Genomic DNA, 26,906 nt, shown 5'->3' with positions numbered 1-26,906 from the left:
GGGTCGCTCGAAGGCTGTGCCCGCGAGCGGACGTGCGGGTCAGCCGCCGGTGGCAGGGGACTTCTTGGCGGACTCCGGAATGGTGGAGTCCGTGCGGAGTGCCTTCCAGAGCGTGTTGGCCTGCGGCTGCGCCGACACGACGCGGGCGGGGTCGATCTTGTCATAGGCCACCGGGAGCATGATGGTCTCCATCGAGCCCGGGTCGACGCCGTTCATCGAGCGGGCGAACTCCGTCAGCGACTTGAGCGAGGCGAGGCCCTCATCGGTGGTGAGGGACTTGGTGGCGGAGTTGGCGACCTTGAACGCGCTGGTCGGACTGCCCAGCAGGTTCTGCGACTTGATCTCGCTGAGCAGAGCGAGCATGAACTGCTGCTGGAGCCCGATGCGGCCGAGGTCGCTGCCGTCGCCGATGCCGTGGCGGGTGCGTACGTAGGAGAGGGACTCGGTGCCGTTGAGCTTGTGGGGACCGGCGGTGAGGTCGAGCCCGGAGGACTTGTCGTGGATGTCCTGGGGGACGTCGACGGTGACGCCGCCGATGGCGTCGACGAGGTCCTTGAACCCGGCGAAGTTGATCTCGACGTAGTGGTCGATCCGGATGCCGGACAGCTTCTCCACCGTCTTGACGACACAGGCGGGTCCGAACTGCGAGTAGACGCCGTTGATCATGGCGCGGTTCTGGGCGGCCACCTTGTCGCCGCTGTTGGTGGTGCACTCGGGCCGGGTCAGCAGCGTGTCGCGCGGTATGGACACCGCGACGGCCTTGCTGCGGCCCTCGGGTATGTGCACGACCATCGTGGTGTCGGAGCGTGCTCCGCTGACGTTACCGCCACCACCCAGTTCCTTGTTCTCCGCGCCTTCGCGGGAGTCGGAGCCGATGACGAGGATGTTCTGTCCACTGGTGGGGAGCTTCTCGGGACGGTCGTCGCCGAGCGCCTTGTTGATGTCGACGCCCTTGATGTTCCCGTCGAGCCGGCTGTAGAGCCAGTAGGCTGTTCCGCCCGCGGCAATGACGAGTACCAGGACCGACAGCAGCACGGCCCGCCGTATTCGCTGGCCCCGTGTCCGCACGCGCTTGCGCCCGCGGCGGGGCTGTCCGGGGAACTGGGGTGGTCAGGGGTGATCGCGTCTTGGCTCATCCTGAGTGAGTCCTCACGACTTATGGCCCGGTCAAGGCGTAGGTGATGGGGGTGGGACTCGGGTGGGGGGTGGAGCCGGTCCGCGTCGTCCTGGGATGAGCACTATAGACAGTCGATCTGGTGTACGGATGAAGCCTGGCGGGACTGTGACACTTCGGGCATGGGCCGGAGCCGGGACCGGCCGCGAATCGTAGGCCGGTCGGCCCCGGAATACGCTTCCGTACAGGGGCTTAAGATGTAACGGATTCGAAAAGCTGCGCGAGTTGTCGGATGTCAGTTCTGGAAAGGTAATCGCAGAATCATGGTCGGACAGGATGCCCGCGCGACCTCGAAGGTTGCCTCTGAGGCCCAAGCGCTACGCGGCATCTGGCTCACCCGCGGCAAGGACGGCCGAATCACCGTCTATGTCCCCGGCAGGGGTGGCCTGCGCCGCTGGACGGAGACGCTCCCGGGCGGCCCGGAATGGGATGCCCCCGATCTGGTCCCGCTCCCGGAGCTGACGTATCTGTCTGTGGCACAGAACGCCGAGGCGTACGTCCACTTCGCCGGCCGGCGTGAACGGCCCGCGGCCGACGGGGACGGCGTCACCGTCGACATCGTGCACGCGATCCAGTACCAGACGGGGCGTCCGCTCTCGGCCTGGAACTCCCTGGGCAACCCGCACAAGGAACCCGACGTGGGCAGCAGGTTCGGTGACCCCGTCGTCGTGGTGAACGAGTCGGGCGAGGTGAACGTCGTCGTCCGTAACGGTCGCGGCGGCATGATGGTGCGGCGCGAGCGGAAGGACGGCAAATGGCGCGGCTGGGAGGACCTGCGCTGTACGCGCATCAAGGAGGTCCCCGCCGTGGCGGCGCTCAGCACCGGCTGCCTCGAGATCTTCGCGGCGACGAACAAGGAGACGCTGCACTGGGAGCAGGAGAAGCCAAGTGGCGGCTGGGGCGACGTCCGGCGCTCGCCGGTCGTGGTGAGGCCGGGCTCCCTGGCCGTCCTCGAGACGTCGGCCGGCCGCGCCACGTACTACTGGACGGACCCTGGTAGCGGTGTCGTCGCCTACCGGGCCGGCGGCACACCCATGCCCCTCGGCGGTGTTCCGGGCAAGGGAGCGCATGCCGTGATCCGCACGGTCCTGGACGGTTTCGACTGCACCGTCTTCGCTCACCGAGGGGCGAACGGCGCGGCGGCGGTCGGCGTGGGGATGACGGAGAACGAGTCCAACGGCGTGTGGTGGTCCGACACCGGCATGCCCTGCGTGCACACACCGGTCCTGACGCACGACGTGCAGGGCCGTGTGGTGATGGCGGTGGTCGGCGAGGACGGGGCCCCGCGGGTGGCACGTCAGACCGGCGGTCCGGGGCTGAGCCTGGACGAGTGGCGCGTCCTCTGAGCCGTCGGGCGAGTAGTCGGCCGCCGGTGGTGGGGGACTGGCCGCAGAACCACACGCGGTGTCGGCGAGGAGCCGAATTCGATCGGACCTGTGCCGAGTAGTCCGACAGTGGAGCGCCAGGGTCACCGGGGTCCGGAGCCCCTCGGGGGCATGGTGCCGCGCGGGGGACGGGCACTCTTGGCGACGGGCACCGGTGCGGCATGGCTGCGCGAACACGGAGCGCCCGGCCGGACCCTCACCGTGGCATCGCGCGTGACGGACGCCGAAGGGCAGCGGGCGGACCTCGCCCACGCCTCGTTCCTCGGAGCGGGGCCCGCACTGGTCCGCGCCGGGGGCACGTGGATCAACGCCACCACGAACGGGGTCTCGAAGGCGGCGGTTCGGACGCGGTCCCCCCGTACCGCCGCCGGGGTTCGCCGGGACGGAGCGCTGCTACTCGTCGTGATCGACGGTGATCGCCCCGGCGTCAGCGAGGGCGCGAGCCTCGCGGAGGCGGCGGGGATTCTGGTCTCGCTGGGGGCCGAGGACGCGATGAACCTCGACGGCGGCGGGTCGAGCACGATGGTGGTGCGGGACCGGGTCCGCAACAGCACCTCGGACCCGGGGAGGACCAACGACGCCCGGCAGCGCAAGGTCTCCAACGCTGTCGTGGTCGTCCCGCGCCGAGGCCGCTGAGCCGCTCCGAGGCCGCTGAGCCTCCGAAGCATGCGCAAGGGCCGCACCGGCAGATCACCCGGTGCGGCCCTTGCGCGTATCAGTGAACGACGTTACGCCGGGACGCTCGCCACGCCCTGCGCCAGGAACTTCTTCCCGTTCACCCGCTCGGAGACGCCTTCGCGGTCCAGGTACGGCGTGATGCCGCCCAGGTGGAAGGGCCAGCCCGCGCCGGTGATCAGGCAGAGGTCGATGTCCTGGGCCTCGGCGACGACGTCCTCGTCCAGCATCAGGCCGATCTCCTGCGCCACCGCGTCCAGGACGCGGTCACGGACCTGCTCCTCGGACAGGACCAAGTCGCCCTGCTTCAGGAGTGCGGCGACCTCCGGGTCCAGCTCCGGCTTGCCGGAGTCGTACACGTAGAAGCCGCGCTTGCCGGCCTTCACGACGGCCGCCAGGTTCTCGGAGACGGTGAAGCGCTCCGGGAAGGCGCGGTTCAGGGTCTCGGAGACGTGCAGGCCGATCGCCGGGCCGACCAGCTCCAGGAGCACCAGCGGGGACATCGGCAGGCCGAGCGGCTCGATGGCCTTCTCCGCGACCTCGACCGGGGTGCCCTCGTCGATGACGTTCTGGATCTCGCCCATGAAGCGGGTGAGGATGCGGTTGACGACGAACGCCGGGGCGTCCTTCACCAGGACCGCGGTCTTCTTCAGCTTGCGGGCGACACCGAACGCCGTGGCGAGGGAGGCGTCGTCCGTCTGCTCACCGCGGACGATCTCCAGGAGCGGGAGGATCGCGACCGGGTTGAAGAAGTGGAAGCCGACGACCCGCTCGGGGTTCTTCAGCTTCGACGCCATCTCGGTGACCGAGAGGGACGAGGTGTTGGTAGCGAGGATCGCGTGCGCCGGGGCGACCGCCTCGACCTCCGCGAACACCTGCTGCTTGACGCCGATCTCCTCGAAGACGGCCTCGATGATGAAGTCGGCGTCGGAGAAGCCCTCCGCCTTGTCCAGCACACCGGAGACCAGGGCCTTCAGGCGGTTGGCCTTGTCCTGGTTGATGCGGCCCTTGCCGAGCAGCTTCTCGATCTCGGCGTGGACGTAGCCCACACCCTTGTCGACGCGTGCCTGGTCGATGTCGGTCAGTACGACCGGGACCTCGAGGCGGCGCAGGAAGAGCAGGGCGAGCTGCGAGGCCATCAGGCCCGCGCCCACCACGCCGACCTTGGTGACCGGACGGGCCAGGGCCTTGTCCGGGGCACCGGCCGGGCGCTTGGCGCGCTTCTGGACCAGGTTGAACGAGTAGATGCCCGAGCGCAGCTCGCCGCCCATGATCAGGTCCGCGAGGGCCTGGTCCTCGGCGTCGAAGCCGGCGCTCAGGTCGCCGTCCTTGGCCGCGGCGATGATGTCCAGCGCGCGGTACGCGGCCGGGGCGGCGCCGTGCACCTTGGAGTCGGCAATGGCCTTGCCGCGGGCGACGGCCTGGTCCCAGGCGTCACCGCGGTCGACCTCGGCGCGCTCCACCGCGACCGTGCCGTTCAGCACGTTCCCGGTCCAGATCAGCGACTGCTCCAGGAAGTCCGCGCCCTCGAAGAGCGCGTCGGCGATCCCGAGCTCGAAGACCTGCTTGCCCTTGAGCTGGCGGTTCTGGTTGAGCGAGTTCTCGATGATCACCGTGACCGCGCGGTCCGCGCCGATCAGGTTGGGGAGCAGTGCGCAGCCGCCCCAGCCGGGGACCAGGCCGAGGAAGACCTCGGGCAGCGAGAACGCGGGCAGCGCCTTGGAGACGGTGCGGTACGAGCAGTGCAGACCGACCTCGACACCGCCGCCCATGGCCGCGCCGTTGTAGTACGCGAACGTCGGGACCGCGAGCCCGGACAGCCGGCGGAAGACGTCGTGGCCGCCCTTGCCGATGGCCAGCGCGTCCTTGTGCTCCTTGAGCAGCTCGACGCCCTTGAGGTCGGCGCCGACCGCGAAGATGAACGGCTTGCCGGTGATGCCGATGCCGGTGATCGTGCCCTCGGCGGCCTCCTTCTCGACCTGGTCGATGGCGGCGTTCAGGTTCGCCAGCGACTGCGGTCCGAAGGTGGTCGGCTTGGTGTGGTCCAGGCCGTTGTCCAGGGTGATGAGAGCGAAGTTGCCCGCACCGCCCGGCAGGTCGAGGTGGCGTACGTGCGCCTGCGTGACGACCTCGCCGGGGAACAGCTCCGCTGCACCCTTCAGAAGCTCAGTGGTGGAGCTCACTTGTCGCCTCCGGCGGTGTTGAAGTGCGGGTTCTCCCAGACGACCGTCGCGCCCATGCCGAAGCCGACGCACATGGTGGTCAGGCCGTAGCGGACCTCGGGGTGCTCCTCGAACTGGCGGGCCAGCTGAGTCATCAGCCGGACGCCGGAGGAGGCCAGCGGGTGGCCGTAGGCGATCGCGCCGCCGTACTGGTTGACGCGCGCGTCGTCGTCGGCGATGCCGTAGTGCTCCAGGAAGGCGAGCACCTGCACGGCGAAGGCCTCGTTGATCTCGAAGAGACCGATGTCCGAGATGGACAGGCCCGCCTTCGAGAGAGCCTTCTCCGTCGCCGGGATCGGGCCGTAGCCCATGACCTCCGGCTCGACGCCCGCGAAGGCGTACGAGACGAGGCGCATCTTCACCGGGAGGCCCAGCTCGCGGGCCACGTCCTCGGCGGCGAGCAGCGAGGCGGTGGCGCCGTCGTTGAGACCTGCGGCGTTACCGGCCGTCACCCGGCCGTGGGCGCGGAAGGGGGTCTTCAGACCGGCCAGGGACTCCATCGTGGTGCCCGGACGCATCGGCTCGTCGGCGGTGACCAGGCCCCAGCCCGTCTCACCGGCTTCGGCGTTGGTGCGGCGCACGGAGACCGGCACCAGGTCCTGCTGGATCTTGCCGTTGGCGTACGCCTTGGCGGCCTTCTCCTGCGAACGCACGGCGTACTCGTCGGCGCGCTGCTTGGTGATCGTGGGGTACCGGTCGTGCAGGTTCTCCGCGGTCATGCCCATGAACAGGGCGGACTCGTCGACCAGCTTCTCCGACACGAACCGCGGGTTCGGGTCCACGCCCTCGCCCATCGGGTGGCGGCCCATGTGCTCGACGCCACCGGCGACGACGACGTCGTACGCGCCGAAGGCGATGGAGCCGGCCGTCGCGGTGACGGCGGTCAGGGCGCCCGCGCACATGCGGTCGATGGAGTAACCGGGGACGGACTGCGGCAGACCGGCCAGGATTCCGGCGGTGCGGCCGAGCGTGAGGCCCTGGTCGCCGATCTGCGTGGTCGCGGCGATGGCGACCTCGTCGATCTTGGCGGGGTCCAGGTCCGGGTTGCGGCGCAGCAGCTCCCGGATGGCCTTCACGACGAGATCGTCGGCGCGGGTCTCGTGGTAGATGCCCTTCGGGCCCGCTTTGCCGAACGGGGTGCGGACGCCGTCGACGAAGACGACGTCCCGGATGGTACGAGGCACGGTGGCTCTCCTCCAGGGTGCGGGATGGCACTGCTGCGGGGCACGCCCAGGAGCGTGCCGCCACCCACATGCTACTTGCGGGTAACCAGACTGCCCAGTCCTTGCGTCGGGAGCGGCGAAGGTCACACATGCAAAATGGCCCGGACGGCCTCGAAAAGAGGTCCGTCCGAGCCAGGGAGCACAGGCTGAGCAGCCGCGGGCCGCGCAACCTGGCGTGAATACGACCCTGTCCCAGGCGCGCTCAGGCCTCCGGAGTCAGCGCCTTGACCAGCAGGGGGGCCACCAGACCGATCTGCCAGTGCCGTGCCCCGTATCCGGCGAGTGCGCTCTCCACCGCGTCCGGCGTCGGATCGTGCGGCGGTTCCCAGCACACCCGGCGCACCGTGTCCGGCGTGATCAGGTTCTCCTGCGGCATGTGCAGCCGCTCGGCGAGCTCGGACACCGCGGAGCGGGCGGCCGAAAGGCGTGCTGCCGCTGCCGGGTCCTTGTCCGCCCAGGCGCGCGGCGGCGGCGGGCCCGTGAGCGGCTGGCCGGGCTGCGGGAGCTCCGCGTCGGGCAGCTCCTTCGCCCGGTCGACGGCGGCCTGCCACTGCTCCAGCTGCCGGCGGCCCATGCGGTGGCCGAAGCCGGGCAGCGCGGTGAGCGCCTGGATGTTCACCGGGAGGGCCAGGGCGGCCTCGACGATCGCGGCGTCCCCGAGCACCTTGCCGGGCGAGATGTCACGGCGCCGGGCGACCTGGTCGCGGGTGTTCCACAGCTCCCGTACCACCGCCATCTGGCGGCGGCGGCGGACCTTGTGCATGCCGGAGGTGCGGCGCCACGGGTCCTGGCGCGGGGGCGCGGGCGGCGCCGCGGCGATGGCGGCGAACTCCTCCCGCGCCCACTCCAGCTTGCCCTGCTGGTCGAGCTCCTCCTCCAGGGCGTTGCGCAGGTCGATCAGCAGCTCGACGTCGAGCGCCGCGTAGCGCAGCCAGGGGTCGGGCAGCGGGCGGGTGGACCAGTCGACGGCGGAGTGGCCCTTCTCCAGCGAGTACCCGAGCACGCTCTCGACCATGGCGCCGAGGCCGACCCGCGGGAAGCCGGCCAGCCGCCCGGCCAGCTCGGTGTCGAAGAGCCCGGTCGGGGTCATTCCTATTTCGCGCAGACAGGGCAGGTCCTGGGTCGCGGCATGCAGGATCCACTCCGCGCCGTGCAGCGCCTCGCCGAGCCCGGACAGGTCGGGACAGCCGACCGGGTCGATGAGGGCGCTGCCCGCGCCCTCACGGCGCAGCTGCACGAGATATGCGCGCTGCCCGTAGCGGTAGCCCGAAGCGCGCTCGGCGTCGACGGCCACCGGGCCGGAGCCCGCGGCGAAGGCGGCGATCACCCCGGCCAGGGCATCGTCGGAGGCCACCACCGGTGGAATGCCCTCGCGAGGTTCGAGCAAGGGGATCGGCGCCGGGGCGACGTCGTCCGGGGGGGCGCCCCCGGTGGTTCGCAGTGAAGTGTCTGCTGCGGTCTCTTGGGCGTCGGTCACGTGTCAAGGGTATCTGTGTATGTACGGCGCCCGTCGACGGAACGTTCCGTCGACGGGCGCCGATGCACGTAAACCAGCCGGTTCTGCATTTCTGCACACCGGCGAGGGTGTCGAATCAGTGGATGATGCCCGTTCGCAGGGCCACGGCGACCATTCCTGCGCGGTCTCCGGTGCCGAGCTTGCGGGCGATTCGGGCGAGGTGGCTCTTGACGGTCAGGGCGGACAGCCCCATGGAGACGCCGATGGCCTTGTTGGACTGCCCTTCGGCGACGAGCCGCAGGACCTCCACCTCGCGGCCTGACAGTTCGCGGTAGCCGCCCGGGTGGCTCGGGGTGCCGGGGGGCCGGCGGTGCATACGGGCGGCATTGGCGCCGATCGGAGCGACGCCGGGACGGGTGGGGTGGCCGATGTTGGTACGGGTGCCGGTGACGACATAACCCTTGACGCCGCCCGCGAGGGCGTTGCGCACCGCGCCGATGTCATCGGCGGCGGAGAGGGCGAGGCCGTTCGGCCAGCCGGCGGCTCGGGTTTCGGACAGCAGGGTCAGCCCGGAACCGTCGGGCAGGTGGACGTCGGCTACGCAGATGTCGCGCGGGTTGCCGACGCGGGGACGGGCCTCCGCGATGGACGACGCCTCGATGACGTCACGTACTCCGAGTGCCCACAGATGGCGGGTGACGGTGGAACGGACGCGCGGGTCGGCCACGACGACCATGGCCGTCGGCTTGTTCGGGCGGTAGGCGACCAGGCTTGCGGGCTGCTCGAGGAGAACGGACACCAGGCCTCCTGGGGAGTGGCGGGACGGGCCGGCTCGGGGATGAAGCCGGGGCGAACCGTGCTTGAAGGGTCATTGACCTCTTCGGCAGCAGACGCCTGCTCCTTTAGAGGAAGATCACGATTTGGTGAGTAACAATTCGGGCAAATAGGACATGCTATCGATTGTACGAAAAGAGAGCCGGTGTCTGTGCGAGGTTTGTGACGCAGTGTCACAAAAACGTGGGACGCGGGATTCGCCGCTACGAAACCTGCGGTCCGCGCCGCTGCGGCAGCGTCACCACCGTCGCGTCGGCGGCGCTCGAAGGGGGCAGGCCGGCGATCTGGCACAGCAGGTCGCCCCACGCCACCAGGTGCCCGGCCGTGTCCGGCACCCCGCCACGTCCCTCGCGCGGCGTCCAGGACGCCCGGATCTCGATCTGCGTCGCCGGGCGCCGTTCCCCCAGCGCGCCGAAGTAGTGCGAACTCGCCCGGGTGACCGTGCCCCCCGCCTCCCCGTACGAGAGGCCGCGCGCGTCCAGCGCGCCGGTCAGCCATGACCAGCACACCTCCGGCAGCAACGGATCGGATGCCATCTCCGGCTCCAGCTCCGCGCGGACGAGGGTCACCAGCCGGAAACTGCCCTGCCAGGCCTCGTGCCCGTCCGGATCGTGGAGCAGGACGAGCCGCCCGTCGGCGAGATCGTCCTCGCCGTCCACGACGGCCGCCTCCAGCGCGTACGCGTGCGGAGCCAGCCGCTTGGGCGGCCGCGTCGGCTCCACCTCCAGTTCGGGCCGTAGCCGCGCCGAGCGCAATGCGTCCACCGCCGAACGGAACGCGGGCGGGACGGAACCACCCTCCGCACTGTCCGTGCTGTCAGCACCATCGGATTGATCGGAGAAGTGTCCCTGAGCCGGAGCCATGCGGGGAAGAGTAGGCGGAACCGGAGCCTCGCGCAGGGAGGGACACCCGTGCGGGGCCGGGCTCCTTCCGTGTGCGTGCGAAGATTCTGTGTGTGAGTGCCAACGAACGCCCCCCGGGCCACCAGACGAAGACCTCCGCCGCCCACGAGTCGGTGTTCCTGAAGGCGTGCCGGCGCGAGCCCGTGCCGCACACACCGGTCTGGTTCATGCGCCAGGCGGGGCGCTCGCTGCCCGAGTACCTGAAGGTGCGCGAGGGCATCCCGATGCTCGACTCCTGCATGATGCCGGAGCTCGTCGCCGAGATCACCATGCAGCCCGTCCGCCGCCACAAGGTCGACGCCGCGATCTACTTCAGCGACATCGTCGTGCCCCTCAAGGCGATCGGCATCGACCTCGACATCAAGCCCGGCGTCGGACCGGTGATCGCCGATCCGATCCGTACCCGCGCCGACCTGGCCCGGCTGCGCGACCTCACGCCCGACGACGTCCGCTACGTGACCGAGGCCATCGGCCTGCTCACCGCCGAGCTGGGGTCCACCCCGCTGATCGGCTTCGCGGGCGCACCGTTCACCCTCGCGAGCTACCTCGTGGAGGGCGGCCCGTCCCGCAACCACGAGCACACCAAGGCCCTGATGTACGGCGACCCGGAGCTCTGGGCCGATCTGCTCGACCGCCTCGCCGAGATCACCGGTGCCTTCCTCAAGGTCCAGATCGAGGCCGGCGCCTCCGCCGTGCAGCTCTTCGACTCCTGGGTGGGCGCGCTCGCCCCCGCCGACTACCGCCGCTCGGTGCTGCCCGCGTCGGCGAAGGTCTTCGACGCCGTCGCCTCCTACGGGGTGCCCCGCATCCACTTCGGCGTCGGCACCGGCGAACTCCTCGGCCTGATGGGCGAGGCCGGCGCGGACGTCGTCGGCGTCGACTGGCGGGTCCCGATGGACGAGGCCGCGCGCCGCGTCGGCCCCGGCAAGGCGCTCCAGGGCAACCTCGACCCCGCCGTGCTGTTCGCCCCGACGGCCGCGGTGGAGGCCAAGACCCAGGAGGTCCTGGACGCGGCCGCCGGTCTGGAGGGCCACATCTTCAACCTGGGCCACGGCGTGATGCCGTCGATGGAGCCGGACGCCCTGACCCGCCTCGTCGAGTACGTGCACACGAGCACCGCCCGCTGATGCGGACCCCACGGGCCTGAGAGGCCTCTGAGAGGCTGCCGGGCGACCCGCGAGCAGGCGGACGTCGCCCGGCAGCCTCTCAGGCGGTGCCGGCCTTCCGCAGCGCCGTCACCGTCTTGCGGGCCGCCACCAGGACCGGGTCCCACACCGGGGAGAACGGCGGGGCGTAGCCCAGGTCCAGGGCCGTCATCTGCTCGACGGTCATCCCGGCGGTGAGCGCCACCGCCGCGACGTCCACCCGCTTCGCCGCCCCGTCCCGTCCCACGATCTGCACGCCGAGCAGCCGCCCCGTGCGGTACTCCGCCAGCATCTTCACCGTCATGGGCTGTGCCCCCGGGTAGTAACCGGCCCGGCCCGTCGACTCGATCGTCGCCGTGACGAACCGCAGTCCCACCGCACGGGCGTCCTTCTCGCGCAGCCCGGTGCGGGCGATCTCCAGGTCGCAGACCTTGCTCACCGCGGTGCCGACCACCCCGGGGAACGTCCCGTAACCGCCGCCGACATTCGACCCGATGACCTGGCCGTGCTTGTTGGCGTGCGTGCCCAGGGCGATGTGGCGGGTGCGGCCCGCCACCAGGTCGAGCACCTCGACGCAGTCGCCGCCCGCCCAGATGTTGTCGTGGCCGACGACCCGCATCGACAGATCGGTGAGCAGCCCGCCGTGCGGACCGACCGGCAGGCCGACGGCGCGGGCCAGCGCCGTCTCCGGCTCGACGCCGATACCGAGCACCACCACATCCGCCGGGTACGACGCGTCGGCCGTCTCCACGGCGCTGACCCGGCCGTCCGGCCCGGTACGGATCGCGGTGACCCCGGCCCGGTTCACGGTGGTGATGCCGAGCCCGTCCATGGCGTCGTGGACCAGGCGCCCCATGTCGGGGTCGAGCGTCGCCATCGGCTGCTCGCCCCGGTTGAGCACGGTCACCTCGAAGCCGCGCTTCAGCATCGCCTCCGCCATCTCGACCCCGATGTAGCCGGCGCCGATCACGACCGCGCGCCTGCCCGTCGCCCGGTCCAGGGAGTCCAGCAGCGCCTGCCCGTCGTCCAGGGTCTGCACACCGTGCACCCCGGCCGCGTCCATGCCGGGCAGCGCCGGCCGCACGGGCCGGGCCCCTGTCGCGATCACCAGCTTGTCGAAACCGGTCCAGGACGTCTCGCCGGAGTCCCGGTCCAGGCCGCGCACCCGCTGCCCCGCGACATCGATCTCCGTGACCTCGGTGCGCATCCGCAGATCGATGTCGCGGGCCCGGTGCTCCTGCGGGTGGCGTGCGATCAGGTCGTCCCGCTGCCCGACGTCCCCGCTGACCCAGTACGGGATGCCGCATGCGGAGTACGAGGTGAAGTGGCCCCGCTCGAAGGCGGTGATGCTCAGTTCGTCCGGGCCCTTGAGCCGGCGCGCCTGGGATGCGGCCGACATGCCCGCCGCATCCCCACCGATGACCACCAGTCGTTCCGCCGTCATGCCTGTCCCTTCGATACCCCGTCCGAAGGCCCACGCTACGGCGCCCGGGGCCCGAGGACGCCATGGCGCCCTCGGGCCGCGCTCACTTGCCGGCCGCCGCCTTCCGGCGGCGCCGCAGCAGCCGCCACAGGACCAGCAGGACGGCCGCCGCCGCCAGGAACGGGGCTGCGGCGCCCACCGCCATCGCGAACCACCGCACCGTCGTCACGAACGCGTGCCAGCCGCCGCCGAGGGCGTCCAGGAACCCGGGATCGTCGTTGTCGTCCGCGGCCTCCGTCTCGGGTTCCGAGAGGTCGAGCGTGATCGTGGCCAGTGTGGTGCGGTCCTTCAGCGAGGCCTGCTGGGCGAGCAGCGACTCGAGGGAGGCCTGACGGCTGCTCAGTTCGCCCTCCAGCGTCACCACGTCGGCGAGCTTGTCGGCCTGGTCCATGAGCCCCCGCACCCGCTTCACACTCGCCCGCTGCGTGGCGATCCTGCTCTCCACGTCGACGACCTGGTCGGTGACGTCCTTGGCGGCCGACGTGCGGGAGAGCAGCTTGCCCGCCCCCGAGAGCTCCCGCAGCACGCTGTCGTACTCGCCCTGCGGGACGCGCAGCACGAGGTGCGAGGAGTCGTGCGTGTCGTCGACCTGTTCGGTGTTCTCGCTCGCGACCAGACCCCCGGCCGCCTCCACCGTCGCACGGGCGGCGGCGGAGGCCCTCGGCGCGCTCTTCACCTCCACGGAGAGCGACGCGGTACGGATGACATGGGCGACGGTCAGCGGATTCTGCTTCTTCGCCGCCCCCGAACCCGCCGCACGCTGCTTGCCGTCCGCGGCGGCCTCCCCGGCGGCCTTGTCCTGCTGGGCGGGGGCGGCCGCCTTTTTGTCCGAGGACGACGCGGCGTCCCCGTCGGCCGACGCGCCGCAGCCGCTCAACGCCAGTACGGCGGTGAGCAGTCCGGCGGCGAGGGCGGTGTGGGTGCGCCGGACTGCCGGACGGCCCGGACGTCTGCCGGTACGAGTGGGTACTGCTGCCTGCATAACTGTCCCCCCAGGACGGGTGATTGATGACACAGCTTCGACGTACGGGGGACCGGTCGGGTTTGCCGGTACCGGTTTCGAAGCGGTCACGTTCAGGACTCGGAAGAGGTTTGAGAGAGTGGGGGCATGCAGCGTTCAACAAACCGTGCGGACAGGGCCGAAGGACACGTCGTCGTCATCGGCGGCGGCATCGCGGGGCTCGCGGCCGCCCACCGGCTCCTCGGCACCGGGCTGCGGGTCACGCTCCTGGAGGCGACCGACCGGCTCGGCGGCAAGCTCAGAACCGGTGAGATCGCGGGCGTCCAGGTCGACCTCGGCGCCGAGTCGATGCTGGCCCGCCGCCCGGAAGCGGTCGCCCTGGCGCGAGCCGTCGGCCTCGGTGACCGTCTCCAGCCGCCCGCCACCGCCTCCGCGTCCCTGTGGACGCGCGACGCGCTGCGCCCCATGCCCAAGGGGCATGTGATGGGCGTACCGGGCGACCCGGCGGTACTCGGCGAGGTGCTCTCGGCCGAGGGCCTCGCCCGGATCGCGCAGGAGCGCGACCTCACCCCGACCACCGTCGGCGACGACGTCGCGGTCGGCGCGTACGTGGCCGACCGGCTGGGCCGCGAGGTCGTCGACCGGCTGGTGGAGCCCCTGCTCGGCGGGGTGTACGCGGGCGACGCCTACCGGATCTCGATGCGCGCCGCCGTGCCGCAGCTCTTCGAGGTCGCCCGGCAGGGCGGCTCGCTGCTCGACGGCGTCTCCGGCATCCAGGAGCGGGCCGCGGCCCGGCAGCAGGACGGACCCGTGTTCCAGGGCATCGCCGGCGGCATCGGCACCCTCCCGGACGCGGTCGCCGACGCGGTACGCGCCGGAGGCGGCGAGATCCTCACCGAGACCCCGGTGCTCGGACTGACCCGTACCGCCTCCGGCTGGGACGTCCGCACCGACACCCGGGTGATCACCGCCGACGGGATCGTGCTCGCCGCCCCCGCCTGGTCCGCCTCCACCCTGCTCGCCGCCGAGTCACCGGCCGCCTCCGCGGAGCTGGCGGGCGTCGAGTACGCGTCGATGGCCCTGATCACCATGGCGTTCCGGCGCTCCGACGTCACCGCCGCCGGAACGCTGGAAGGGCGGTCCGGCTTCCTGGTGCCGCCGGTCGACGGCCACACCATCAAGGCCGCCACCTTCTCCACCCACAAGTGGCAGTGGGTCGCCGATGCCGCCCCCGACCTGTTCGTCCTGCGGACCTCGGTCGGCCGGTACGGCGACGAGGACCATCTGCACCGCGAGGACGGTGAGCTCGTCGATGTGTCACTGAGCGATCTCGCCGCGGCGACCGGACTGGCCGCCAGGCCCGTGGCCACCGAGGTCACCCGGTGGATCGGCGGGCTGCCCCAGTACCCCGTGGGCCACCTCGGCCGGGTCGCCCGGATCCGGGACGAGGTCGCCAAGCTGCCCGCGCTGCGCGTCTGCGGCGCGGTCTACGACGGGGTCGGCATCCCGGCCTGCATCGCGAGCGCGCACCGTGCCGCAGACGAGATCGCCCGCGACGTCATGGGGGAGAGCGGCGCGGAAGCGGGAGAGATCATCGCCACTCCCACCCTGGTTCAGGGCACAGGGAGCGAGGCGGGACAATAGCCGTATGAGTGCTCCTGAGACTGTGACATCAAGCAAGGGCCCCAACGCCGGCAAGAAGGCGAAGGACCTCAACGACGTCGTCCGCTACACGCTGTGGTCCGTCTTCAAGCTCCGCGACGTGCTGCCCGCAGACACGGACCGCGCGGCCTTCTCCGGTGAGGTCCAGGAGCTGTTCGACCAGCTCGCGGCCAAGGACGTCACCGTCCGCGGTACCTATGACGTGTCCGGCCTGCGCGCCGACGCCGACGTCATGGTCTGGTGGCACGCCGAGACCTCGGAGGCCCTCCAGGAGGCGTACAACCTCTTCCGGCGCACCCGGCTGGGCAAGAACCTGGACCCGGTCTGGTCGAACATGGCGCTGCACCGTCCCGCCGAGTTCAACAAGTCGCACGTCCCGGCGTTCCTCGCCGACGAGACGCCGCGCGACCACATCAGCGTGTATCCCTTCGTGCGCTCCTACGACTGGTACCTGCTGCCCGACGAGGACCGGCGCCGCATGCTCGCCGACCACGGCAAGATGGCCCGTGGCTTCCCGGACGTGCGCGCCAACACCGTCGCCTCCTTCTCCCTCGGCGACTACGAGTGGGTGCTGGCGTTCGAGGCCGACGAGCTGCACCGCATCGTCGACCTCATGCGTCACCTGCGGGCCTCCGAGGCGCGGATGCACGTCCGCGAGGAGGTCCCCTTCTTCACCGGCCGGCGCAAGTCGGTCGCAGACCTGGTGGCGGGGCTCGCGTAGCGAGCGGGTTCCGATCACCCCAACCCGGAAGATCAGACGGCGGACATCGCGGCACTGTGTGCCGCCCGCCGTTCCAGCGACACCGGGTTCGGCCCCTGGTGCGGCGCGCGTCCTGCGCGCCGCACCGGCGTCGTTTCAGGGGGTTCTCAGGTCTCTCGTCCGGATCGGGCCGGGTCCACGTTCCGTGAGAGCCGCCCGCAGCGCCGGGTCGTCCACCGCGCGCACCCCCTGCGCGGCGACCGCCGCCAGCACGTCACGCTCCGCGCCGCCCGTCGGCACCGCACACGCGTCGAGCAGCCGCTGCCCGGCCGGGGAGGCCCAGGAGCTGTAGGGGTGCGCCTCCAGCCGGGCGATGGCCAGACAGCCGAGCGTCAGGACGAGCGGCAGCCCGAACCAGATGAGCCGGGAGCCCACCGAGCTGTCGGCACGCTGTTCCTGACCGGGCGTGAGCAGTGCTGCCGCGCCCATCGCGACCACCAGCAGCGCCGCCCCACGCACCGCCCGTACCGCCGTCGCGAGGTCCGTCCTCGCCCCGCCGGGCAGCGCGAGCCCCGCGGTGACGAGCCGCTCCGAGAGGACGCGCACGGCGTCGGCGGCGGCGGCCGCCGACCGCACCGGCGGTATCGGTGACTGGCCCTGTGGCCCGATGGCGCGGATCACCGTGCGCTCCACCTCGTCGCGGCCGTCCGGGTCGACGACCGTCGCCCAGCCGGTGTGGGCGAGCAGCAGCCGTCGGCGCAGGTGCATGGAGACGAGTGCCAGGTCGGCGACCCGGTGCGGGCCGCCGGACAGGAACGCGGTCTCGTACAAGGTGAGTTCATGCTCGTCCGCGGTGCGTCGCGCGCCTTCGGACGAGGTGCCCGGCAGCTGGGCCAGGTGAGCGGACGCGAGGCAGAGCCGAACACAGGAAATGGCCGCCGCACCCCATGCGACCAGCAGAAACAGAACCCAGAGCATGCTCGGATTTCTATGCGAGACCGGTGCGGAGCGCCATGGGCTGTTCATCATGCGGACAGTGACGGCGCAGTGACGGCTGGGTGACGGCGTCGGCCCGGTGACCGCTCAGGAGCTGCTGCCGCAGCTCGACCCGCCGCCTCCGCCACCCCCGCAGCTCGACCCGCCGCCCCCGCCTCCGCAGCTGGAGCCCGAGCTGCAACTCGATCCGGATCCGCAACTCGATCCCGAGCCGCAGCTTGATCCGGAACCGCAGCTCGATCCGGAACCGCCGCCGGTGCCTCCGGAGGAGCTGCCGCACCCGCCGCTCCCGGGGCTCGCACCGGCACACCACACCGCCGGCGCGAGCAGGAGCCCGGTGGAGTCGGAGGAGTGCTGCGACGGCCTGAACGGCACGGCGGACCGCATGCGCGCCGCCGTCATGAGGTGCGTCCGCAATACGGGATCGGCCAGGGCCAGCGGCCCGGCCGTCGCCACCAGGTGCGCCGGATCCGTCCGGTAGGCCTGGGCGGCGCGGTACTCCGCGGCGGCCCGGCGGCCCGCTGCGGTGATCCGGGACCGGGTGGCGGTCGCACAGGCGAAGCCGATGACGGTCCCGGCGACGAGTGCCGGGAACACCTTGAGGAAGAACGGGAAAGTTGATTCCGGGTAGCCGTCCGCCGCGTTGAGCTGCGTGATGGTGAGGACGAAGGCGGCCGGGAAACCGAGCAGGCAGAGCAGCCCCTGGACCGAACCCCAGCGGCGCCACGTCCGGGTCGCCGCGGGTGAGGCCAGCAGACCGCGCGCCGCCAGCCCGTCGCCGACCTCCTGCACCGCGGCATGGCGCATCGCCGCGGCCCGCAGCGTGTGCAGCGCCCCGCTCGGGGCCGCGGCCTGCTCCTGGAGCACGGCCCGCTCCACCGGGTCGTGGGCGATGGGCCGTTGCACCGCGACGATGCCCGGCCCGCCGATGACCAGCCGGCCGTCCGCCTGCATCGCGGCGAGCGCGGTGTCCACCACCCGGCCGGGCCCGCCGTTCAGGAAGGCCACCTCGAAGAGGTCGTGGACGGGGCCGCCGGGCCCGCGCCGGGCGCGGACGAGCCCCCTGATCAGCAGCGTCGAGGAGACCGCCACGGCGAGCGTCAGGATCAGGGCCGAGGTGTTCATCGCGGTCACCTTCCCACGAGTACGGAACGGGCGGCCCGGGCCAGCCGGGTGGCGCGGCGGGGCGGCCGTGGAGCCGCACGGTCCTGCCACCAGTAGGTCAGCCGCCGGCGGACGTCGTCCTCCCCGGGGCGGCCGGCGATGAGCAGTTGCTCGGCGAAGTCCAGTGCGTCGCGCCGGTATCCGGCGGCCATCGGCCGGGTCCTGGCGTACGCGAGGAACTCGCCCCGGTAGGCCTGCCCCAGGATCTCCGGGAGCTCGGGCGCCACCTTGGCGACGACATCGGCGCGCTTGGCGGCCAGCGCCCGGCTCTGGATGCCGAGCCTGCGGTGGTCGAAGCCCTCAGGGGCCGGGGTGCCGGCGACCAGGGCGGAGAGCAGCGAGGCCTGCGCGACCGCGACCCGGTCCCGCGCGGCGTCGGCGTCCGCCTGCCCGTCCCGTCCGGGCACGGCGGCTTCACGTGCGACGTCGGTCATCCGGTTGGGTACGGCGGCTTCACCTACGGCGTCGGTTGTCTGCTCGGGTGCGGCCTCGGCGTCCCGTACGGCTTCGGTCGTCTGCTCGGTTACGGCGGCGGTGTCGCCGTGAGGCGCGCGGCCCCCGTCGCCGTCCGCGCGGGCGGTCGCGGCCGGTGAGCCGGGGCGCGCGGCCACGCTGGACGCCGGCCGTACCTCGCCCCGGCCGGCGTCCAGCGTGGCGCGGATCGCGTCCAGTTCGCCCGCCAGCTCAGCGGCCGGCGGGAAGTCGTCGTCGCGCTCCAGCAGGACGCCGGGCGGCGTGACCCGGGAGCGCAGTTCGGCGAGGATGCCGAGAACGGGTGCGGTGACCGGGTGGGCGTGCGTGTCGTGCCAGACGCCGTCCCGCTCGATGCCGCCCGCCACGTGCACGTACGCGATGGCCTCCACCGGCAGCTCGTCGAGCGCCCTGGCCGGGTCCTCGCCCCGGTTGACGTGGTTGATGTGCAGATTGGCCACGTCGATGAGCAGCCGCACCCCAGTGCGCTCGACCAGCTCCGCCAGGAACTGCCCCTCGGTCAACTCCTCGTCAGGCCAGGAGATCAATGCCGCGATGTTCTCCAGGGCCAGCGGCACCGGCAGCGAGTCCTGCGCGATCCGCACGTTCTCGCACAGCACGTCCAGCGCGGCCCAGGTGCGCGGCACGGGGAGCAGGTGCCCCGCTTCCAACACCGGCGACGCGGTGCGCGGTCCGCCCGCCCGTACGAACGCGATGTGCTCGGTCACCAGCGGCGTGCCCAGCAGCGCGGCGCGTGCCGCGAGGTCGGCGAGCCGGCCGGGGTCGGGGCGGTCGGCGCCGCCGAGACCGAGCGAGACCCCGTGCGGCACCACCGTGACACCGCGCTCCCTCAGCCGCGCCAGGGAGGCGGGCAGGTGGTCGGCGCAGAGGTTCTCCGCGACCGCTTCCACCCAGTCGATCCCCGGCAGTGCCTCCACCGCGTCGGCGATCTCCGGCCGCCAGCCGATACCGATTCCCAGCTTCATGGTGTCCCCCTACTCCGCTCCGTGCAGGGGTAATGACCCCGGCGCACGGCGGCGAATCCGAAGAGGGGGACGTTCAGAGCTCGATTTGAGGTTCCGGGCCGCCCGCCGCGGCCCGGAACCTGTTCCGTGGTCCGGGTCGTGGCTCAGGGCATCGGTGCCATGGAGGGCCGCGAGGTGAACGACTGGTCCCCGGTCGGGGATGCCGGAACCGGCAGCGGCAGGACCGCTCCGCTCGGAGCCGCCGGCGGCCCGGTCGGGCTGGCCGTCGCCGCCCCGGCCGCCTCGCGGGCGATCCCGTCGAAGTCGACGAAGCCCGTGCCCTCCAGCATGGTGATGTGGTCGAGCACGGTCTGGTTGGCGTCAGTCGCCAGCTGTCGGATCAGCGTGTTGCGGGTGGTGTGGCGGACCAGGGCGATCAGCGCGAAGACCTTGCCGTGCGCGTTCCGCAGCAGATTGGCGAACTTCCGCTCGTACTCCTGGCCGCTCGCCGCGGTCAGCTCGCGCAGCCAGCCCTGCTGCTGCTCGTTCGGCTGGTTGGGCAGCTCCACGCCGAGTTTGGCGGCCACGTCCCGTGACCGGCGGTCCAGTTCGGTGTGGCCGACCACCAGGTGGTCCCCGGCCGCCGTGATCGCCGCGGTCGGCGCCCGTTGGATGGCCTGCTGCCCGGCGGGCAGCTCCCAGAGCCCCGCCAGGCGGACCTTGACCAGGAAGTCCCGGTCGGTCGCGGAGAGCGGGCCCCACTGGGTGGCGGTGGTCGACGCGTCGAGATTGGCCTGACCCGTGCCGGAGCGGTCGGCGTACGACCAGACCGGGTAGGCGAGCGCGCCGAGCGTGGCGACGAGTGCCGCGATGATGAGGGCCGTTCCGTTGATGCGTCGCACAGAGGTCTCTCCCGGGCCGAGGCGTGACGGCGTCCAATCAACCGCCGGTCGCAACGGCCGTGGACTGACCGGCCGTTCAACCTACCGGGCAGTATTGCCAGTGCGGCGATGTCAGGGGATACGTATCGACGGAACGGACCATTCAACGGATCGGGCAGAAATCTGTGAAAGGTCGCGGACGGATCAGCGGCGCAGCGCCGGGTGATCGGCGACCACCGTGCAGGACCCCGGGGCGATCTCGGTGAATCCGGCATCCTGCACCACCGGCAGTCCGCTCACCGTGAGTTCCTGCCAGCGGCCCGCCTGCGGAGTGGAGACCGAGAGGGGGAAGCCCGCCTCGCGCCACGTCTTGCGCTCCGTCTCCGACAGCTCCCACCAGGCGAGCTGGGCTCCGTGCCCGGCCTGTGCCATCTCCTTGCCGGCCGACATGTCGAGGTCCGGGTTCAGCCAGAGGACCGGCCCGGCGAGGTCGGGCGCGGCGGGCGGCTCGGGATCGTCCAGGTCCGTCCCGGAGACCTGGAGCTTCGCGAGCTCCTTCGGCCAGCCGTCCAGCGGCACCGGCGGGAAGACCCGCACCTCGGCGCTCTCGCCGGTGACCGTGATGCCGGGCAGCGCGCATGCCTTGCGCCACTCCGCGCCGCGCGCCCGTCGCACCACCTTGCGGATCCGGGCGTCCTGCCAGTCCCGCATCACCTGCGCCCACTCGCCCTCGCCCGCCGACCGCTCGTCGGAGAGCATCACCAGCACCGCACGGGCGGCTGTGCGGAGCGCATCGGTCCGGGCCGGGGGAGCCGTCTTCTCGATGTGCACCACCAGCGGGAGCACGTACTGCTGCGCCTCGTCCCGGTCGGTCCGCTCGTTACGGAAGGGGCTGTCCGCCGGCAGACCGGCGGGCTCGGACGGGGTTTCGGGGGTGTCGTCGCTGCTCACCCGACCAGTCTGCCAGCCGCCCGGAAGAACGTTCTTGGCGGAATGAACCGCTCCGGGTGAGGATGCACCGCATGAAGAGCGATCTTTTCTCCAGCGAGCACATGGCACAGCAGGCCACCGCCCCCGGAATGACCTTGCAGAACGCCAAATCCATCAAGTACGCGGTCAGCGGCGAAATGCACGCCCGCCAGGGATCGATGGTCGCCTTCCGTGGTGATCTCCAGTTCGAGCGCAAGGGCCAGGGGCTCGGCGGCATGCTCAAGCGCGCCGTCACCGGCGAGGGCCTGCCGCTGATGGCGGTGCGGGGCCAGGGCGAGGCGTGGTTCGCGCACGAGGCGGCCAACTGCTTCATCGTGGAGATGGAGCAGGGCGACGTCCTCACCATCAACGGCCGCAACGTCCTCTGTTTCGACGCCACCCTCGCCTACGAGATAAAGACCGTGAAGGGCGCCGGGATGACCGGCGGCGGACTCTTCAACAGCGTCTTCAGCGGCTACGGCAAGCTCGGCCTGATGTGTGAGGGGCACCCCATAGTGATCCCCGTCACGCCTCAGCAGCCGGTGTGCGTCGACACGGACGCGGTCGTCGGCTGGAGCGCCCACCTGAACACCTCGCTGCACCGCTCCCAGAGCGTCGGCTCGATGCTGCGCGGTGGCTCGGGCGAGGCCGTTCAGCTGCGTCTGGACGGCGAGGGGTTCGTGATCGTACGTCCCAGCGAGCTCAAGACCGAGAAGGCGTCGGCCAACTGAGAACCGGACCGCTCCGCCTGCAGGGCGTGGGCCGGCGGTACGGCCTCGCCGGACCCTGGGTGCTGCGCGGGGTCGACCTCGGCCTGCCCGAGCGCGCCCTCGTCCGGATCGAAGGGGCCAACGGCACGGGCAAGTCCACCCTGTTGCGGCTCCTCGCCGGCATCGACGCCCCCACCGAGGGCCGGATCTCCGGTGCCAGGCCGCGCACGGCGTACGTGCCCGAGCGGTTCCCCGCGGAGCTGCCGTTCACCGCCGCCGGATATCTCGTCCACCTCGGCAGGATCCACGGGCTGGGCACGGCCGAAGCGGCCGGGCGCGCGGAGGCGTGGCTGACCCGCTTCGGCGCAGCCGGGCACGCCCGGACGCCGCTGCCGGAGCTCTCCAAGGGCACCAGCCAGAAGGTCGCCGTCGCCCAGGCGCTGCTCGCCGAACCGGAGCTGCTGGTGCTGGACGAGGCCTGGACCGGTCTGGACACCGCTGCCCGTGACGAACTGGACCGGGCCGTCGCCGAGCGCGTCGCCGCGGGCGCCACCGTCGTCTTCGTCGATCACGACCCGCGCCGGCTCGCCGGCGCGGTCGACGCCGCGTTCCGCGTCGAGGGCCACGGGCTCGTCCCGGCCCCCTCGCGCGGGCCGGGGCGGGTGCCGGGCCCCGGGTGCGGATCGAGGTGGCGGGCCCGCCGGGCACACCGCCGCCCACCGGCCTGCCGGGCGACCCCGCACAGACCCCGGGCGAGGACGGCGCGCTGCGGCTGACCGTCGCGGCCCCGTACTCCGACGCGCTGCTGAGCGCCCTGCTCGCGGCCCGCCCGCCCTGGCACATCCGGCACCTCTCGACCGTGCCCGGCGACTCCGCGGCCCGCACGGCCGGAGCGGCCCCCCTCGACCGCGACGAGGCACCATGACCGCCCTGCTCCGCTACCAGACCGCCCTGCTGGTCCGCTCCCAGCGCTGGCTCGCGCCGGTGTTCCTGTACCTGGCCTTCCTGGCCGTCGGCGTCCGCTCGGGACAGCCCGTGCTGGACTCGCTCGGCTACGCCGCTGCCGGCCTGCTGCCCGTCACCGCCTGGCTGGTGCACGTCTGCGTCAACCAGGAACCGCCCGCGGCCCGGACCGTCGTCGCCGCGGCGGCCGGCGGACAGCCGCGGGCCCATCTGGCGTCGCTGCTCGCCGCACTGGGCTGCGCCGGGCTGCTGGGCGCGGCCACCACCGCGACCGTGCTGCTGATCAGCGAACCGGCCTCCACCGACCACCGGGTGAAGGTCCCGCTCCCGTCCGCCGGGGCCGCCGGCCTCCTCGCCACCGCCTGCTGCGTCCTGCTGGGCGCGGCGGCCGGCGCGCTGTGCACCCGTCCGCTGCTGCACCGGCGCGGCTGGTCCATGGCGGCGACCGTGCTCGCCGTGCTCCTCGCCCTGGTCACCACCGGTTCGCCCGCGAACGAAGCGGTGACGGGTCTGGTCACCGGTTCGCTCACCGGCACGGTCCGGGTGCCGCTGCTCCCGCTGTTCCTGGCAGTCGTCGTGGCGGCCGCGGCGGGCGCGCTCGCCTGCAGGCTCACTTCGGTACGCGGATGAGTAGGCTCGTACACATGAATGAGGGCATGCAGGGGCGCGCGGAAGAGTCGTACTGCGAGGCGCCGGCCGCTTCCCCGGGGGTGGCCGGCGGGCCGCCGTACGCGGAGTGCGTGCTCTGCCGGAAGCCGACCGAGTATCCCGAGTCGGTGAAGGGGATCACGCTCTGCCCGGTCTGCGAATGGCAGGAGGCCCAGCGCTCGGCGTGCTCGGGCTGAGGCGGGTCAGCCGCGCATCAGCTCGGACACCTTCACGAAGCGGTAGCCACGCCTGCGCAGTTCCGGGACCACCTGGCCGACCGCCCGGTCAGTGACCGGTGCGGCGCTGCGGGTGCAGTGCATGACGACCAGTGAACCGGGCCGCACCCCGTCCAGCACCTGCTCCGCCACCGCGTCCGCGTCCGTGGCGAAGGCGTCACCGCTGACGACGTCCCACTGCACGGCCGTGACCTTCTCCGCGGCGAGCGTGCGCAGCGAGGCGTCGTCGTAGCAGCCGCCGGGGAAGCGGAAGTACGGCACGACGTTGCGGGCGCCGGTCCGGCGGATCGCACCGAAGGCCCGTTCCACCTCTTCGCGCATCGCGTCCTTCTCCACGGTCGGCAGCCCGTAGCAGGGCGACGTGAAGGCGTAGTGGCTGTAGGAGTGGTTGGCGATCTCGAAGAGCGGGTCCGTGCCGATGGAGCGGGCCTGCTCCGGATACTGCTCGGCCCACCGGCCGGTCATGAACACCGTGGCCGGGACCTTCAGCCGGCGCAGCAGGGAGATCAGCTCCGGGTTGTCGAACTGCTCGCCCTCCGCCGCGCGCGGCCCCTCGTCGGCCGTCATGTCGGCGTCGAAGGTGAGCGCCACGACCTTGCCGGCACTCTTCGTACCGCGCTTGAAGACCGGGGTGAGACCGGCCGGGCCCGGCGCCAGGGTGGGCGGCTTCCTCGCTGCCGGGGCACCCGCTGACGGGGCGTGGGCCGGGGAGTGCGCGGCGGCCGGGGTACGGCCCGCGGCTGCGGAGATCTCGCCGCGGGAGCCTCCGGCGCTTCCGCAGCCGACGAGGCCGCCTCCGAGCACCGCCCCCAGAACGGTCATCGTCGTCCACTTAAGTGCAGAGTTGGTCACTTCCGGAAAGTAACTGATCGATCGACAGGGACCCGCCTGCGGCGCTCCTGTGCCGTGAAGCGGCCCCGGGATTCACTCAGTCGTCGAGCAGGTGCTCCGCCGTGAGGCCGAAGGGCCGCCGCGCACCGGCGCCACGGAGGCAGGGGCGGGGCGGCCGAAGCCCGTCCCCCACCCCCTGCCTCCGTGCTCAGCCGGTCAGCCGGTCAGCCGGTCAGCGCCAGGGTCCCGTCACCGCGAACGTCGTCCCCGGCGTGTAGCAGTTCACGAACATCGTCCCGTTGTCCGGGGCGAAGGTGACCCCGGCGAACTCGCCCCACTCCGGCTCCTCGGGCGTCCCGATGTTCTGCCGGCCGCGCGCCATCGCGTACACCTCACCGCGCCTGGTCAGACCGAACACGTGCTGGGCGCCGCCGCCGTCCTCGCACACCATCAGGCCGCCGTCGGAGGCCAGACAGATGTTGTCCGGGGACTCGCCCGGCAGCTGGATGTCCGTGCCCGGCCCGAAGACGATGACCAGGGTGAGACGGCGCCGCTTCGGCTCGTAGCGCCAGACCTGTCCGAAGTGGTCCGCCGCCGATCCCTCGGCGCTGTGGGCGAAGCTGGAGACGAAGTAGACCGACGACCCGCCCCAGTAGCAGCCCTCCAGCTTCTGGCCGTGGGTGATGCCCTTCGGCCCGAAGTCCTGGAAGCGGATGGGGGTCTCGGCGGCCAGCGGATCCGGTACGGGGACCCACTCGATGCCCTCGAACGTCGTCCCGGTCTCCTGGACCGCGGAGAGGTCGGGGACGCCCGGCACCCGCATGGCCTCCAGCTGCCCGCCGGCCCGGAGCGAGCCCGTGCCGCCCAGCGGCTTTTCGGGCAGGAAGCGGTAGAAGAGTCCGAACGGCTTCTCGAACGCGTCCTCGGTCTCGTAGACGACGCCGTTGTGCGGATCGATCGCGATGGCCTCGTGCTGGAAGCGGCCCATCGCGGTCAGCGGCACGGCGCCGGTGCGGCGCGGGTCGGCGCCGTCCACCTCGAAGATGTAGCCGTGGTCCTTGGTGTAGCCGTTGGTGCCGGCCTTGTCCTCGGTCTCCTCGCAGGTCAGCCAGGTGTCCCAAGGAGTGCGCCCGCCCGCGCAGTTCACCGCCGTACCGGCGATGGCGACGCGTTCGCCCAGGACGTGGTTGTCGCTGTCGAGTTCGAGGGCCGTGCAACCGCCCTTGCCCATCGGGTCGTAGGTGATCCCCTCGACGGTCGGGACGGCGATCGCCGCGTCGACGCGGTTCTCGTGGTTGCGCACCAGCCGGACGTGACCGCGCCGGCCCGCGAACGCGGCCATTCCGTCGCAGTGGCTGGGGACGGGGCCCTCGCCTGAGCGGAGCGGGTCGCCCTCCCGGGACAGCACCCGGTAGCGGAAACCCTTCGGCAGGTCGAGCAGTCCGTCGGGGTCGGGCACCAAGGGGCCGTAACCGCCGTGCCCGTGGGCGGCCGCGGAACCCGCGAAGAGTTCGGTGAAGGCCCCGGCGAAGGCGACGGTGGCCACGGCCGCACCGGTACCGGCCAGGACCTGACGTCGTGTTGCGGGCTGTCGTGCTGCTGCGGATGACATGAGGCAACTTCCTGTTGGGGACAGGAACAGTGACCCGCATGTGTGTACCACGCGTATCCGCGCGCGGGAACCATGCGGGCCACCGGCCTCATACGTGTCTAGCGTCCCGGCCGCCTTCGGCGGCCGCCGGGGAACTCAGGCGAGCGACGCGGTGAGCGTGATCGTCGTGCCCGTCAGCGCCTGGCTGACCGGGCAGTTCGCCTTCGCGTCCTCGGCCGCCTTGACGAAGCCCGCCTCGTCGAGACCGGGCACCTCGCCCTCGACGGTGAGGTGGATCCCGGTGATGCCGGTGCCCGGCTGGAAGGTGACCTCGGCCTGGGTGTTCAGCCGGGTGGGCGGGGTGCCGGCCGTGGCCAGACCGTTGGAGAGCGCCATCGAGAAGCAGCTGGAGTGGGCCGCGGCGATGAGCTCCTCCGGGCTGGTCTTGCCGTTCGCCTTCTCCGCGCGGGACGGCCAGGAGACCGGGTACTCCCCGATCCCTGAGGAATCGAGGGTGACGACGCCCTTGCCCTCGATCAGGTTGCCTTCCCAGACCGTGTGCGCCTGACGCGTGGTAGCCATGCTGGATCCCTTCAAACGGAATGCGCGGTTGTACGGGAGCGGCGGGCCACTTCGTCGTGTCCCGCCGGTGGTACGCC

At 71.9% G+C, this 26,906-nt stretch carries 24 protein-coding genes and 1 pseudogene; 9 read left to right on the top strand and 16 right to left on the bottom strand.

Translation table 11 applies throughout. The features are described from left to right. Nucleotides 1-39 precede the first annotated feature (39 nt). Nucleotides 40-1,068 (bottom strand): LCP family protein, encoded by a 1,029-nt coding sequence (locus LNW71_RS04390; protein WP_374119338.1) that lies wholly within the window; start codon nucleotides 1,066-1,068, stop codon nucleotides 40-42. Nucleotides 1,069-1,437: 369 nt separating this feature from the next. On the opposite strand from LNW71_RS04390, the gene LNW71_RS04385 reads away from it, so the two are divergent. Both LNW71_RS04385 and LNW71_RS04380 read left to right on the top strand, forming a co-directional pair. Then, entirely contained in the window at nucleotides 1,438-2,520 is a 1,083-nt protein-coding gene (locus LNW71_RS04385; protein WP_250967018.1) for a hypothetical protein, read from the top strand. Nucleotides 2,521-2,610: 90 nt separating this feature from the next. Continuing rightward, entirely contained in the window at nucleotides 2,611-3,195 is a 585-nt protein-coding gene (locus LNW71_RS04380) for a phosphodiester glycosidase family protein (RefSeq protein WP_308294455.1), read from the top strand. 92 nt (nucleotides 3,196-3,287) lie between these two features. Here the strand turns inward: LNW71_RS04380 and LNW71_RS04375 are convergent, their stop codons facing one another. The 5 genes from LNW71_RS04375 to LNW71_RS04355 all read right to left on the bottom strand — a co-directional run bounded on the left by LNW71_RS04375 (nucleotide 3,288) and on the right by LNW71_RS04355 (nucleotide 9,832). Continuing rightward, a complete protein-coding gene (locus LNW71_RS04375) occupies nucleotides 3,288-5,417 on the bottom strand; it encodes a 3-hydroxyacyl-CoA dehydrogenase NAD-binding domain-containing protein (RefSeq protein WP_250967016.1) in 2,130 nt (709 codons plus the stop codon). Continuing rightward, nucleotides 5,414-6,640 carry an acetyl-CoA C-acyltransferase gene (locus LNW71_RS04370; protein ID WP_250967015.1) on the bottom strand — a complete coding sequence of 409 codons (1,227 nt, stop codon included), beginning with the start codon at nucleotides 6,638-6,640 and terminating at the stop codon, nucleotides 5,414-5,416. Before LNW71_RS04370 ends, LNW71_RS04375 begins: the two co-directional genes overlap by 4 nt. Before the next feature lie 241 nt (nucleotides 6,641-6,881). Beyond that, on the bottom strand, nucleotides 6,882-8,156 hold the full coding sequence (locus LNW71_RS04365; protein WP_250967014.1) for a ribonuclease D: 1,275 nt from the start codon (nucleotides 8,154-8,156) through the stop codon (nucleotides 6,882-6,884). 115 nt (nucleotides 8,157-8,271) lie between these two features. Then, a complete protein-coding gene (locus tag LNW71_RS04360) occupies nucleotides 8,272-8,934 on the bottom strand; it encodes a response regulator transcription factor (RefSeq protein WP_024488613.1) in 663 nt (220 codons plus the stop codon). Nucleotides 8,935-9,172: 238 nt separating this feature from the next. Next, nucleotides 9,173-9,832 carry a DUF3000 domain-containing protein gene (locus LNW71_RS04355; RefSeq protein ID WP_250967013.1) on the bottom strand — a complete coding sequence of 220 codons (660 nt, stop codon included), beginning with the start codon at nucleotides 9,830-9,832 and terminating at the stop codon, nucleotides 9,173-9,175. Between the two features lie 92 nt (nucleotides 9,833-9,924). Here LNW71_RS04355 and hemE point away from each other — a divergent pair, with 92 nt between their 5' ends. Then, on the top strand, nucleotides 9,925-10,998 hold the full coding sequence (hemE, locus tag LNW71_RS04350; RefSeq protein ID WP_250967012.1) for a uroporphyrinogen decarboxylase: 1,074 nt from the start codon (nucleotides 9,925-9,927) through the stop codon (nucleotides 10,996-10,998). Between the two features lie 79 nt (nucleotides 10,999-11,077). Here the strand turns inward: hemE and LNW71_RS04345 are convergent, their stop codons facing one another. Beyond that, nucleotides 11,078-12,460, bottom strand: coding sequence for an FAD-dependent oxidoreductase (locus LNW71_RS04345; RefSeq protein WP_250967011.1), 1,383 nt, complete (start codon nucleotides 12,458-12,460; stop codon nucleotides 11,078-11,080). 82 nt (nucleotides 12,461-12,542) lie between these two features. After that, nucleotides 12,543-13,481, bottom strand: coding sequence for a DUF4349 domain-containing protein (locus tag LNW71_RS04340; RefSeq protein WP_250967010.1), 939 nt, complete (start codon nucleotides 13,479-13,481; stop codon nucleotides 12,543-12,545). A 126-nt stretch (nucleotides 13,482-13,607) separates the two neighbouring features. Between LNW71_RS04340 and hemG the strand changes: the two genes are divergently transcribed. Both hemG and hemQ read left to right on the top strand, forming a co-directional pair. After that, nucleotides 13,608-15,104 carry a protoporphyrinogen oxidase gene (gene hemG / locus LNW71_RS04335; RefSeq protein WP_250967009.1) on the top strand — a complete coding sequence of 499 codons (1,497 nt, stop codon included), beginning with the start codon at nucleotides 13,608-13,610 and terminating at the stop codon, nucleotides 15,102-15,104. Between the two features lie 4 nt (nucleotides 15,105-15,108). Then, nucleotides 15,109-15,843, top strand: coding sequence for a hydrogen peroxide-dependent heme synthase (gene hemQ, locus LNW71_RS04330; RefSeq protein ID WP_250967008.1), 735 nt, complete (start codon nucleotides 15,109-15,111; stop codon nucleotides 15,841-15,843). Between the two features lie 135 nt (nucleotides 15,844-15,978). On the opposite strand, the gene LNW71_RS04325 is transcribed toward hemQ, so the two are convergent. The 5 genes from LNW71_RS04325 to LNW71_RS04305 form a co-directional block, all read right to left on the bottom strand. Continuing rightward, nucleotides 15,979-16,800 carry a TIGR04222 domain-containing membrane protein gene (locus LNW71_RS04325; protein ID WP_250967007.1) on the bottom strand — a complete coding sequence of 274 codons (822 nt, stop codon included), beginning with the start codon at nucleotides 16,798-16,800 and terminating at the stop codon, nucleotides 15,979-15,981. Between the two features lie 105 nt (nucleotides 16,801-16,905). Further along, nucleotides 16,906-17,943, bottom strand: coding sequence for a TIGR04222 domain-containing membrane protein (locus tag LNW71_RS04320; protein WP_250967006.1), 1,038 nt, complete (start codon nucleotides 17,941-17,943; stop codon nucleotides 16,906-16,908). Between the two features lie 5 nt (nucleotides 17,944-17,948). Further along, complete coding sequence (locus LNW71_RS04315) at nucleotides 17,949-19,439, bottom strand: DUF692 domain-containing protein (RefSeq protein ID WP_250967005.1); 1,491 nt, start codon at nucleotides 19,437-19,439, stop codon at nucleotides 17,949-17,951. Between the two features lie 143 nt (nucleotides 19,440-19,582). Further along, entirely contained in the window at nucleotides 19,583-20,320 is a 738-nt protein-coding gene (locus LNW71_RS04310; protein ID WP_250967004.1) for a DUF4142 domain-containing protein, read from the bottom strand. 183 nt (nucleotides 20,321-20,503) lie between these two features. Further along, the gene (locus LNW71_RS04305) at nucleotides 20,504-21,250 is read right to left on the bottom strand and encodes a peptidyl-tRNA hydrolase (protein WP_250967003.1); all 747 of its coding nucleotides are present in this window, start codon (nucleotides 21,248-21,250) and stop codon (nucleotides 20,504-20,506) included. Nucleotides 21,251-21,321: 71 nt separating this feature from the next. On the opposite strand from LNW71_RS04305, the gene LNW71_RS04300 reads away from it, so the two are divergent. The 4 genes and pseudogenes from LNW71_RS04300 (at nucleotide 21,322) to LNW71_RS04285 (ending at nucleotide 23,786) form a co-directional block, all read left to right on the top strand. Then, nucleotides 21,322-21,999, top strand: coding sequence for an AIM24 family protein (locus LNW71_RS04300; protein ID WP_250967002.1), 678 nt, complete (start codon nucleotides 21,322-21,324; stop codon nucleotides 21,997-21,999). A gap of 59 nt (nucleotides 22,000-22,058) precedes the next feature. Beyond that, nucleotides 22,059-22,903, top strand: a pseudogene (locus LNW71_RS04295) (ATP-binding cassette domain-containing protein). Next, a complete protein-coding gene (locus tag LNW71_RS04290; protein WP_250967000.1) occupies nucleotides 22,900-23,571 on the top strand; it encodes an ABC transporter in 672 nt (223 codons plus the stop codon). The pseudogene LNW71_RS04295 and the gene LNW71_RS04290 overlap by 4 nt, the downstream one beginning before the upstream one ends. Nucleotides 23,572-23,597: 26 nt before the next feature. After that, a complete protein-coding gene (locus LNW71_RS04285) occupies nucleotides 23,598-23,786 on the top strand; it encodes a hypothetical protein (protein ID WP_250971896.1) in 189 nt (62 codons plus the stop codon). Between the two features lie 6 nt (nucleotides 23,787-23,792). Here the strand turns inward: LNW71_RS04285 and LNW71_RS04280 are convergent, their stop codons facing one another. The 3 genes from LNW71_RS04280 to LNW71_RS04270 form a co-directional block, all read right to left on the bottom strand. Further along, the gene (locus LNW71_RS04280) at nucleotides 23,793-24,647 is read right to left on the bottom strand and encodes a polysaccharide deacetylase family protein (protein ID WP_250971895.1); all 855 of its coding nucleotides are present in this window, start codon (nucleotides 24,645-24,647) and stop codon (nucleotides 23,793-23,795) included. Nucleotides 24,648-24,888: 241 nt separating this feature from the next. Next, nucleotides 24,889-26,268 carry an alkaline phosphatase PhoX gene (locus tag LNW71_RS04275; protein ID WP_250966999.1) on the bottom strand — a complete coding sequence of 460 codons (1,380 nt, stop codon included), beginning with the start codon at nucleotides 26,266-26,268 and terminating at the stop codon, nucleotides 24,889-24,891. A gap of 135 nt (nucleotides 26,269-26,403) precedes the next feature. Continuing rightward, nucleotides 26,404-26,829, bottom strand: coding sequence for an OsmC family protein (locus LNW71_RS04270; RefSeq protein WP_124285482.1), 426 nt, complete (start codon nucleotides 26,827-26,829; stop codon nucleotides 26,404-26,406). Nucleotides 26,830-26,906: the final 77 nt, after the last annotated feature.

This window comes from Streptomyces sp. RKAG290 (genome assembly GCF_023701695.1).
Taxonomy (GTDB): domain Bacteria; phylum Actinomycetota; class Actinomycetes; order Streptomycetales; family Streptomycetaceae; genus Streptomyces.
Note: the sequence above shows the minus strand (reverse complement) of the source record. Positions and strands in the feature narration are given on the sequence as shown.